We start from the raw sequence: 12,325 nt of genomic DNA on the forward strand, positions 1-12,325 counted from the left end.
TTAGATTTTTAATAAAATATACTTAAAATCAATCTACCTATGAACCTAAAATCAACAAGAAGTTTGATCGCGATGTCAACTGCTTCTCTCTTGTTGTTTTCCTCTTGTGGAAAACAAGAAAGCGCAGAAGAAACTGTGATTGTAGAAGAAGAAAAAAGCACCTTCTTATCCCCACCATTGATCAGCCATATATATACAGCTGATCCTTCTGCACATGTTTTCGATGGAAAAATTTACATCTACCCTTCCCATGATGTGGAGTCAGTAGTTGAGGAGGACGATTCAGGAGCCCATTTTAACATGAGAGATTATCATGTTTTCAGCATGGAAACTATCGATTCTGAGCCTGTAGATCATGGTGTTGCGTTAGATGTGGATGATGTTCCCTGGGCAAAAAGACAAATGTGGGCACCCGATGCCGCTCAAAAAGATGGGAAATATTATTTATACTTCCCTGCGAAAGATTATGATGATATTTTTCATTTGGGAGTAGCAGTAAGTGATAGCCCAACAGGACCTTTCACAGCACAACCTGAACCAATGAAAGGTTCATATAGTATTGATCCTGCAGTGTTTCAAGATGGCAATGATTACTTTATTTATTGGGGAGGAATCTGGGGAGGTCAACTGCAGAAATGGAGAACTGGTGAGTATTTGTCTACGGGAGATTCGCCTTATGATGATGAACCTGCTGATGACGAGCCTGCAATCAGCCCAATGGTGGCCAAACTCAGTGGTGATATGTTAGAATTTGGAGAAGAGCCTAGACAAATAAAAATTTTAGATCAAGATGGCTCACCAATTTTAGCTGGTGATCATGAGAGAAGATTCTTTGAAGCAGCTTGGGTTCACAAGCATAATGACAAATATTACTTCTCTTATTCCACCGGAGACACACATAATATCGCTTATGGGATTGGAGATTCTCCTTATGGTCCATTTACCTATCAAGGTGTGATTTTGAAGCCTGTCCAAGGATGGACAAATCATCATTCAATCGTTCAGGTGGATGAAAAATGGTACATTTTCTACCATGACACAGAAATCTCTGGGGAAACGCATTTGAGAAATTTAAAAATGACAGAATTGACTCACAATGCAGATGGGTCAATTAATACCATCGAGCCAATTTTGAAATAGGATAATTATCCATCAATCATGGCGGCAAATCAATCGCGTTGCAAAAATTTGTTAGTTAAATAGTCAACGCTTCAACAAAATAAAAGCCCTTTCAATCACTTTGAAAGGGCTTTTTGATGATTAATTTCTAGTCAGCTTAGATAAACTGATTCAAGATATTTTCAAAGCGTTCTTGTTTACCACTTGTCTTTTTCGGTTCACCAACTGACAAGGCATAGTTTCTCAAATCCTCAAGTTTCAGCTTTCCTTGCTCAAAATCACTTCCTTTACCGGCATCAAATGAAGCATATCTTTCTTTTCTCAAAGACTTGTAGTCAGATTTCTGCAAGATTTCGTCTGCAATGATCAATGACCTTGCGAAAGCATCCATACTACCAATGTGTGCATGGAAAAGATCTTCCATATCAGTTGAGTTTCTTCTGATTTTCGCATCAAAATTCACTCCTCCTCCATCGATTCCGCCTCCTTCAAGGATGACAAGCATTGACTCGGTAAGCTCTTGAAGATTGATCGCAAACTGATCTGTATCCCAGCCATTTTGATAATCTCCTCTGTTGGCATCAACACTTCCCAACATTCCTGAATCAACTGCTACTTGCAATTCATGCTGAAAAGTATGTCCCGCCAAAGTTGCGTGATTCACTTCCAAATTCAATTTGAAATCTTTATCCAACCCATGTTGTCTCAAGAAACCAACTACAGTAGCAGCATCGTAATCATACTGATGTTTTGTTGGCTCCATTGGCTTAGGCTCTATTAGGAAATTTCCTTTGAAACCCTTAGATCTTGCATAATCTCTAGCCATGGTAAGGAATTGAGCCAAATGGGATGTTTCACGCTTCATGTCCGTATTCAATAAGGACATATACCCTTCTCTACCACCCCAAAATACATAATTCTCACCGCCAAGTTTGATAGTGGCATCGATTGCATTTTTCACTTGTGTACCTGCCCAAGCCAAAACATCAAAATCAGGATTGGTAGAGGCACCATTCATATATCTTGGATTAGAAAACACATTTGCAGTTCCCCAAAGTAACTTTACTCCAGTTTCTTTTTGCTTTTCCAATGCATAATCAGTGATGATTTTCATGCGCTCTTCGTATTCCTCGATAGAATCACCTTCATCAATCAGATCAATATCATGGAAACAATAATATGGCGCTCCGATTTTCACGAAAAATTCAAATGCAGCATCCATTTTATCTTTGGCTCTTTGAACAGCATCATCGCTAGCATCCCAAGGATGAACGATTGTTCCAGGTCCAAATGGATCTCCACCCGTACCACAGAATGAATGCCAGTAAGCAATCGCAAATTTGAAATGCTCCTTCATGGATTTTCCTGCGACAACTCTATTTTCATCATAGAATTTGAAAGCAAAAGGATTATTTGATTCCCTGCCTTCAAACTTGATTTTATCAATATTTGGGAAATAAGTTTTTGACATTGTATTGTAGGTTTAATTTATTGAAAGTATTTTTTTGATTTAAGATTATGATTTTCTAACGCCATTTAAAGCTTCAAGCCAATTAGAATAGACTTCTTTATAGTTTTGAATTTTTTCTTTTTCTGGTTCTAACGAAGCAAGTTTTTCCAATCCAACAAATGCATCCTCCATTTCAAAAATACCTGCTCCAATTCCAGCACCTCGTGCAGCACCTTGCGAACCATCTGTATCATAAAGTTCAAGAGCTACTTCATTCATATTGACAAATGCTTCTCTGAATAATGGACTCAAAAACATATTCGCATGACCTGCTTTTACGGTATTGAGATTCAGTTCCATCGTTTTCATGATGCTAAAGCCATAAGTCAAAGAGGAAACAATTCCTTCTTGCGTCGCACGAAGCACATGTCTATGATTATGATTCAGCAAGTTCAATCCATTCAAATGAGCTCCAATATGCTTGTTTTCCATGATTCGCTCTACGCCATTTCCAAATGGTATAAAGCTCAAGCCCTCTGCTCCAATCGGAACTTCCGCAGCTAATGCATTCATCTGAGGGTAAGAAATATTATCACCACCCATTAATTTCTTCACCCAAGAATTCAAAATCCCTGTTCCGTTGATGCAAAGTAGCACACCGTAGCTTGGATTTTCCTTTGTATGATTCACATGGACAAAGGTGTTGACACGAGATTGAGGATCGTAAAGCGGCTTGTTTGCTACGCCATAAACGGTTCCAGAAGTTCCTGCTGTCGTTGCGAGTTCGCCGTCTTTGAGCACATTGAGTGAAAATGCATTATTTGGTTGATCTCCCGCGCGGTAAGTAATCGGAATACCTGCTTCAATTCCCAAGATCTCTGCACTCGCTGCATTTACTTTTCCTTGAATCGAGAAAGAAGGAACTGCCTCAGGCAGAAGTTCTTTGTCAATTCCATAATGTTCCAAAAGATTCTGCGCAAGTCCATTTTCCTTGAAATCCCAAAAAATCCCTTCAGATAATCCTGACTCAGAAGTAAGAATTTCACCTGAAAGCTTCATGGCTATATAATCTCCCGGAAGCATGATTTTGTGGATTTTTGAATAATTTTCTGGTTCGTTTTCCTTCACCCATTTCAATTTGGAAGCAGTGAAATTACCAGGTGAATTCAACAAATGAGGAAGGCAATAATCTGATCCCAAGGCTTCAAAAGCTGAATTTCCATAGTTCACAGCTCTACTGTCACACCAAATAATCGAAGGCCTGATCACGTTTTGATTTTGATCGACGAGAACAAGGCCATGCATTTGATAGGAAATACCGATGGCTTTGATTTCACCTTTTTGAACATTGGCAGATTTGACGATTGATTGCGTGGTTTCAACAATGTATTTCCACCACATCTGCGGATCTTGCTCAGCCCAATCTTTCTGAGGTGCATGAATAGGCATTTCTACCTTTGGAAGACCTTCTGACGCAACAGCTTTACCAGTATCTGCATCGAGTAATGTTGCCTTTACCGAAGAACTCCCTATATCATATCCAATTAATAACTTTCTCATTTTATGTTATTTAATCTAGTTTTTACCAATGGCAACAACTTTATTTTAATTCTCTTAATACTTAAAGAAACTCTCTTTTGGTCCAAGATTACTTTCTTGCAAACCTCCAGCGTCAATGATTATTTTCTGGAAAACTACTCCTGGATTGACCATATACAATTTGAACTGATTATGTCCTTTTTGAAAATTCAGTTTTCTTTTCGTCACATTTATAGAGTTCGAAACCCAAGTATCCCATCTTCTTTGTCTTTCGTTTTCATGGATCGATACCAAAATCGGTTCACCTTCATTGGCTGCAAGTCCGTATTGAATTCCCTTCTCAGCATTCAAATAGTTTAAAGTAGGGCCAGTTAAAATATTCACTTCATATTCCCCAGCTTCTTCAAACCAAACATCATAAGTCAAATAACTGCCCTGTATCGTATCTGATTCCGTAAAAGCAATTTCCGGAGTAGCCATAATTGAGTTGCCAGTTTTACCCAAGTCCTCTACAACCTGCCATCTAACTGGATTCTCTTCGTGTTTAGAAGAAAAGTGATCCGCTTCCATTGCAAGCACTCCGAATGAAGGCACGAATCCTCTAAATGATTCCTCAATTTCATAATTATGAATCGGAACTTCCACACTTACCCTATCTTTTCCACTTCTTATTTCAAATTCAGCAGTAGATTTCCCCTTAGGAGCGATTGACCAATCAACTTCAAGCACAACATTAACCTGTGTTTCTATTTCTCCTGATTCTAGGCTGGTTTTTAACCATTTTGACTTATTGTTGATTTTGAAATCAATAAAGGAATTCCCTCTGTTGAATAGCTCCAACTTCACTTTTTGATTGTCAAAAGGAGATAAAGTCACTGATTTGAGTGATTTACTTTCCGGGAAAAATGCTGTGCTTTCCGAAATTGAAACACCTAGAGATCCTCTCTCCGGCACTTCTAAGTATTCTACCTTTGGAATTACATTCGTACGTGGTTCTTGCCAACTTGTATAACCAATATGGGTCTGATCCATCATGTGTGACCATTTTCCATCGGCAAGTGAATTATTATAAAAAGCTGAGATCAAAGAATCATTTTCAAAATAAGTTTTGACTTCGTCAGCTTTCTTATTCGTTAGATTTCGGCCTTGCGCATGATACAATTCATTCAAAGCCGTACTTTCGTAAAGTCTGTGAAGATTTGCAGATGCTTTGATTGGATGTTCTACCAATTGGTAAAAGGCATCATGATATTTACTGGCAAGTTTTGATTTTACAAAATCACTCAATTCTTCAAGTTCATTCCACTCTTCCGAAACAGAAGACATTTCATTATAAAAATGAATGCTATAAGTTTTTTGATTCAATAGTTCCGGCTTTCTTCTCCCACTCAATTTCCCAAATCCTGAAACAAGCTGAGCAATCTCTGATGCATACTCTGATCCGAATTGATTTTCTACCCAATCCTCGGTGTACTGCGAAATCGAAGTGGAAGGCATCGCATCCGGATTCCATGCAAAATCCAAGAAAAAAGAAATTGGTATCTCCATTGGCTTGATATCTCCGACATTGACTACCCAAAGCTCCTCTACTCCATGTTGATAGGTTCGGTTCATCTGTTCCCAGATTTTTGGCAATGGATTCGTATTGATCCACTTGTAATTTCTCGGACCACCTACATAATCAAAGTGATAATACATCCCATAACCACCTTTTCGGTCCTTTGCTCCAATAGCAGGAAGTTTGCGAACATTACCCCAGTTGTCATCACATAAAAGCAGTGTGACATCATCAGGAACCCGCATTCCTTTATCATAGTACTCTTGAACTTCTTTATACAATGCCCAAAATTGAGGCGTCACTGAAGCTGGTTTCCCTGTTACTTCTTCTATGATTTTTCGTTGATCCGCAACAATTTCTTCTAGCAATGCTATATTATTTTCCTCACTCATCGGCTCATCACCATCACCTCTCATACCAAGTGAAACAGTAGCTTCCATGTTCCCTTGCCTTTCCATGCCGGTTTTCCAAAAATCCCGCAAGACCTCCTTGTTTGTCTGGTAATTCCAATCTCCTTCACCGTATTTTGACCATTCAGCATGTGCCCGCATCAAAGGTTCGTGATGTGAAGTACCAATCACAATCCCATATTTGTCAGCCAAAGGCCCATTCAAAGGATCATCATCATAAAAAGCGCGACCCCACATGGCTGGCCACAGATAATTACCTTGCAACCTTAAAATCAACTCGAAAACGTGACCGTAAAATTTATGGTTAAAACCACCAAATTTTTCTTGTGTCCAACTCGACAAAGCAGGTGCCTCGTCATTGATAAAAATCCCTCTGAATTTTACTGCTGGTGTTCCTTTGGAATAAATCCCATGATGAATAAAAATAGCAGACTTTTCCTTTACGGGAACATCTGCCCACCAATTCCAAGGAGAAACCCCGATTTGCTTTGAAAGCTCATAAATGCCGAAAATCGTTCCTCTTTTATCACTTCCGACGATTACCAAAGCTTGATCAATTCCTGGAAAAGGATTTTGTATAGTTTGAATTTGAAATGTTTCCCATTTGTTAGCTATAGGAGAAATTTCGATTCTTCCATTTTTCACCAATTCATCAATCAATACACTTTCACCCAACTGTCCAATGATCAAAACAGTATTTTCCCCTTCTATCCCCTTTTTCAGAACAGCGTTTTTTCCAGAAACAGCTTGAATATCCTTTTGTAAATTTTCAACTGCCAAAAGTATCCCTTCGTCAGTTCCATCGAAGATAATTGGCGTAGCAGTTCCATTTACCAGCGGAAAGCTGTTTAAGGAGAAATGTGTAGATACAAATTGAGGGATATTTGATTGCGCATAAATTGAACTCCACGTAAAAGTGACGAGGAGAAAAATTAATATGCTTTTAAAATGCTGGTTCATTGGTTAGGTTTTAGGTTTATTGGGTTTAGGTGTTATTAAGTTTATCCATGTAGCATTGATCGTAATATCCCCATTTCCAAACCTCTTAATTCCGCTAGCCCTTTGAGTCTTCCGATGGCTGAATACCCCGGATTTGTCACTTTATGTAAATCATCCAGCATTTGATGACCATGGTCTGGTCTAAACGGGATCGGCAAATCTCTTTGGTTATTGATTTTTACCAATTCCCTCATGACAGCAAACATATCGACATCTCCGTCGAGGTGATCCGATTCATAAAAATTCCCAAATTGATCTTTTTTGACATTTCTCAAATGGGCAAAATAAACGCGATCGCCTAAATCATGAAGAATTTTTGGAATATCATTGAATGCACCTGCTCCTAGAGAACCGGTGCAAAAACAAATGCCATTGAAAGATCGATTTACAGCATTCATGATCCATTTGAGATCTTCGTGATTCGAAGCAATTCTGGGTAATCCCAAAATCGGAAAAGGCGGATCATCTGGATGGATCGTCATTTTTAAATCATTGGATTCACAAACTTCAGCAATAGCTTCTAAAAATAAAGCAAGGTTTTTTCTTAACCCGTCCTTTCCAATGACCTTATAAATAGCCAAGCTTTCATGAAGCTGCTCCAAACTCACACTTCCTTCTGTGGGAACGCCCATGCAGATTATTTCATTTAAAGCAGCTACTTTTTCAGGAGTGTAAGTATCCAATCTTTTGTTCAAAATCGAAATCACCTGTTTGGAGTAATCTGCTTCTGCTCCTTCTCTTTTGAGCATATAAATATCAAAATAGGCCAAATCAGCCCAATCAAGATATAAAGCTTTAGCTCCATTTGGTAAAGTGAAATTTAGATCGGTTCTCGTCCAATCTAACACAGGCATGAAATTATAACAGATTGTTTTTAATCCTGCAGAAGCCAGATTCTTAAGAGTCGTTTTATAGTTTTCTAAAAATTTCGGGGCCTCAGCACTATTTGTTTTGATTACTTCATGAACAGGAACTGATTCTACTACTGACCACTGTAAACCAGCGGATTCAATAATCCTTTTTCTTTCTAAAATCTCATCTAATTCCCAAATCTCACCGTGAGGCACATGGTGAAGTGCTGAAACCACACCAGCAGCACCAGCTTGTCGGATATCCTGTAGACTAACAGGATCATTTGGTCCATACCAACGCCAAGTTTGAATTAGATTATTTCTCATTCAATATATTCGCTTAGATTAAGAATTTGATTTCTTGAAACTTATTCTACATTAAACTGACCAAAAATCCATTCACCGAACTTGAAAAAGTAAACGTGAAGAGTTTATATTTTTTGGACATAAATAAAACCGGAAGTTCCCAGAAGGAACTCCGGTAATGAATAATAAACCCTAATATTTATTGAACTATGTATAACAAATGCAAATCAAAATTCAATTCACAGTTTGCACCAAAGTTAAATCCAAAGAAATGACATGCTTTTCGCTTTTAACTGAAGTTATTCTTTACAAACTCACCAAAAACTCTTTTCCTACCATCAGGTTAGGAAGCATTTCATTTTCGAATTATAAAACTGAAAAAAAATTTATAAAAATGCAACCGATTTCATTTATTTATCAAAATAATCTTGAAAGTGCCAGTTTATAATATTAAAACATACCTCTCTCAAAGCAGCAAAGTCAATTCATAAATAGTGAGGACTCTTGAATTAGATTTGCTATTTTTTAATTTTAAAACATTAATAATAAAGGTTTTGGTATAAAAATCATTTAGATTAACAATCAGTATTAAGTAAAATAAGATGTATTTAAATAACTTTAAAGTTTTTACAAAAGTGAATTTAAAGGCCTTTTAAAGAGGAAAATTAAAAATACAACCGATTTCATAAAAAAGCTTTGAAATAAATCATAAAAAGAATACTTTTGACCGTTGCCAATTTTTATGTCTTAGAAAAATGAATGTTTATTATCTTACAGAGAACTGAACATTTATCATAAGACACAATCATTCATGGAAAAAGAAATAACGATATACGATATAGCAAAAGGCTTGGGAGTCTCTCCTACGACTGTAAGTAGAGCTTTGAACAATCATCCTGCGGTAAAAGAGAAGACGAAAAAGAAAATTTTCGATGCTGCATCTGAATTGGGCTATCAATCGAATATTTTCGCCGCCAATCTTAGAAGCAAAAGAAGCAACAACATCGGAGTAATAGTACCAAGTTTGAAAAGTAATTTCCAAGCTTCAGTACTTGCAGGAATGGAAAAAGTTGCAAGTGAGGCAGGTTTCAACTTGGTCATAAGTCAGTCCTTAGAATCAAGCGAAAAAGAAATTGCAAATACGAAATCCATGTTCAACAGTAGGGTTGATGGACTATTGATTTCTTTGGCAAGTGGCGCAGAAAACTTAGAGCATTTTGCACCTTTTTATAAAAGAGGTATTCCAGTCATCTTTTATGATAGGATCGCAAACACAGATATTAGTACAGGTGTCTCGATCGATAATATACAATCGGCACAAATTGCTACAAATCATCTTATAGAACAGGGCTGCAAAAGAATCGTGCATGTCTTGGGAAGTACAGAAGTGAGTGTTTATTCAGAAAGGTTGAAAGGCTATAAATATGCATTAATTGATAAAAATATCCCTTTTGAGGATAATTTAGTCATTATCTTATCAGATATCAATGAAGAGGCCGGAGAGGAGATTGTCAGCCAAATCTTAAAAATGAATCCACTGCCCGATGGGCTTTTTGTTTCAAACGATGCTTGTGCTGCTAGCTGTCTCAATCATCTCAAAATGAATGGTATTCGAGTTCCACAAGATATGGCTCTAGTAGGTTTCAACAATGAAATAATCTCTAGACTGGTTGAGCCGAAAATCACTACAATCAATTATCCAGGATATGAAATGGGTGAAGTGGCGATGAAAAATCTGATCAACCATTTGGAAGAACCTGATACGACTACACTTCAAAACACCAATAAAATTACGCTAAGGTCAGAATTGATCATCAGAGAATCGTCTTTGAAAAAGCCAAAAACCTGATCCTAAATTAAAACCAACCCAATAACCATAACAATGAAATTTTTATCCATTAGCTTATTCTTCCTTTTCCTTTCATCATTTGCTTTTTGTAATGATGGGTATAAATTGTGGATGCAATATTATCCAATCGAAAATGCTCAAAATTGGCAAAAAGAAGGAATTGCGGAGTATCAGATCAATGGAACTTCCCCAACATTAGCTATCATCAATGATGAAATCAAAAGAGCTGGGAAAGGATTTTTTAATTTCGAGCCAGCTAAAAACAAAAAAAATCCGAAACTGATTATCTCAAAATTATCTGATTTAAATTCAGCTACTTTTCAATTTAATAAAGAGAAAATAGCCGCTTTAGGTGAAGATGGTTTTTCAATTTCTAAAAGCCAAAACTCGGAAACATTAATTCTTGCAAATACTGACATTGGGTTGCTTTATGGCTCTTTTCATTACCTCCAATTGATCCAAAAAGGATCTGAAGTACCAACAGAAGGCATTTTTCAATCGCCAAAAATTAAGCATCGTGTGCTTAATCACTGGGACAATTTGGACAGGACTGTCGAAAGAGGGTATTCAGGTTTCAGCATTTGGAATTGGCATAGACTTCCACGTCACATCGATCAACAATATCTCGATTATGCTCGAGCAAATGCCTCTATTGGTATCAACGGAACAGTTTTGACCAATGTCAATGCAAATTCTCTAGTCTTGACTACAGAATATTTGGAAAAAGTAAAAGCACTAGCAGACGCCTTCAGACCTTATGGGATCAAAGTATATCTCACTGCAAGATTTTCATCTCCCATTGAACTGGGAAGATTAAAAACAGCAGACCCATTAAATGAAGACGTTCAAAATTGGTGGAAAGAAAAAACCAAGGAAGTTTATGATTACATTCCTGACTTTGGTGGTTTTGTTGTAAAAGCCGATTCTGAAGGTCAACCTGGCCCTCACAATTATGGAAGAACACAGGCTGATGGAGCGAATATGCTTGCAGATGCAATAGCTCCGTTTGGTGGAATTGTGATGTGGAGAGCATTTGTCTACAGTGAAAACACTCCTGATGACAGACACAAACAAGCCTACAATGAATTCAAACCCTTAGATGGTGAGTTTAGAAATAATGTCATTGTTCAAGTAAAAAATGGAGCAATAGATTTTCAACCGAGAGAACCTTTTCACCCTATGTTTGGGGCTATGCCACAAACTCCATTGATGATGGAATTCCAGATTACTCAGGAGTATTTGGGACACGATACGCACTTGGCATTTCTCGCACCGATGTATGAGGAGGTATTGAAAGAAGACACTTTTGTAAATGGTAAAGGAAGTGAAGTTGCGAAAATTATAGATGGGAGTTTGGATGGACATTCACTTGCTGCCATGGCAGGAGTTGCAAACATCGGTACCGATAGGAATTGGACTGGACATCATTTTCACCAAGCCAATTGGTATGCCTATGGAAAACTTGCTTGGAATCCTTACGAAAATTCTGAAAAAATAGCAGATGATTGGCTCAGATTGACATTTAACAATGACGATACTTTCATTACTCCTATCAAAGAAATGATGCTAAAGTCACGAGAAATGGTAGTGAATTATATGACACCACTTGGATTGCATCATATTATGGCTGAAAGCCATCATTATGGTCCGGGGCCTTGGGTGACGGGTGGATCAAGAGCAGATTGGACTTCTACTTATTATCATCAAGCTTCTGAAACGGGAGTTGGATTTGACAGAACCAATTCAGGTAGCAATGCGCTTGGACAATATTTTGAGAATCTGCAATCAGTTTGGGGAAATATCAATTCCATTCCTGAAAAACACTTGTTATGGTTTCATCATGTTCCTTGGGATCACAAACTTCAAAATGGAGAAAATCTTTGGAACAATCTTGCCATGCACTATCAGAAAGGTGTCGATGAAGCCAGAGCAAATGTCACGCTTTGGGAATCCATGAAAGGAAAAATTGATCAAGAGCGATTTGAACATACTTTGTCTTTTATGAAAATCCAAGCTGAAGAATCCGTTTGGTGGCGAGATGCCTGCTTACTTTATTTTGGTCAGTTCTCAAAAATGCCTTTACCATCTGGCGTAGAACCTCCAAAGCATGACTTGGAATATTATACGAATTACAAACCGAAGAATGTGCCGGGGATTTAATACGTAGTTGGAAGGTTTGAAGGTTAGGGGATTAGTAGATTGGAAGATTAAAAGATTATGGGACAGAGATAAACTCTGTTGAGA

7 protein-coding genes are annotated in these 12,325 nt (G+C 37.6%); 3 read left to right on the plus strand and 4 right to left on the minus strand.

What is annotated here, in order from left to right; translation table 11 throughout:
• Nucleotides 1-39 precede the first annotated feature (39 nt).
• Nucleotides 40-1,140 (plus strand): glycoside hydrolase family 43 protein, encoded by a 1,101-nt coding sequence (locus IEV57_RS09720; RefSeq protein WP_188442158.1) that lies wholly within the window; start codon nt 40-42, stop codon nt 1,138-1,140.
• Nucleotides 1,141-1,276: 136 nt separating this feature from the next.
• On the opposite strand, the gene xylA is transcribed toward IEV57_RS09720, so the two are convergent.
• From xylA to uxuA, 4 genes are read right to left on the minus strand one after another with little or no spacing between them, the layout of a single operon-like run.
• Nucleotides 1,277-2,590 (minus strand): xylose isomerase, encoded by a 1,314-nt coding sequence (gene xylA / locus IEV57_RS09725; RefSeq protein WP_188442160.1) that lies wholly within the window; start codon nt 2,588-2,590, stop codon nt 1,277-1,279.
• Nucleotides 2,591-2,635: 45 nt separating this feature from the next.
• Nucleotides 2,636-4,129 (minus strand): xylulokinase, encoded by a 1,494-nt coding sequence (locus tag IEV57_RS09730; protein ID WP_188442162.1) that lies wholly within the window; start codon nt 4,127-4,129, stop codon nt 2,636-2,638.
• 54 nt (nt 4,130-4,183) lie between these two features.
• Nucleotides 4,184-7,036, minus strand: coding sequence for a glycosyl hydrolase 115 family protein (locus IEV57_RS09735; RefSeq protein ID WP_188442164.1), 2,853 nt, complete (start codon nt 7,034-7,036; stop codon nt 4,184-4,186).
• Between the two features lie 41 nt (nt 7,037-7,077).
• Entirely contained in the window at nt 7,078-8,253 is a 1,176-nt protein-coding gene (uxuA, locus tag IEV57_RS09740) for a mannonate dehydratase (protein WP_188442166.1), read from the minus strand.
• Nucleotides 8,254-9,043: 790 nt separating this feature from the next.
• Between uxuA and IEV57_RS09745 the strand changes: the two genes are divergently transcribed.
• Nucleotides 9,044-10,081: a LacI family DNA-binding transcriptional regulator gene (locus tag IEV57_RS09745; RefSeq protein ID WP_188442168.1), complete on the plus strand. Its 1,038-nt coding sequence runs from the start codon at nt 9,044-9,046 to the stop codon at nt 10,079-10,081.
• Nucleotides 10,082-10,114: 33 nt separating this feature from the next.
• Nucleotides 10,115-12,241 carry an alpha-glucuronidase family glycosyl hydrolase gene (locus tag IEV57_RS09750; RefSeq protein ID WP_188442170.1) on the plus strand — a complete coding sequence of 709 codons (2,127 nt, stop codon included), beginning with the start codon at nt 10,115-10,117 and terminating at the stop codon, nt 12,239-12,241.
• Nucleotides 12,242-12,325: the final 84 nt, after the last annotated feature.

Source organism: Belliella aquatica (assembly GCF_014637795.1).
Classification (GTDB): Bacteria; Bacteroidota; Bacteroidia; order Cytophagales; family Cyclobacteriaceae; genus Belliella; species Belliella aquatica.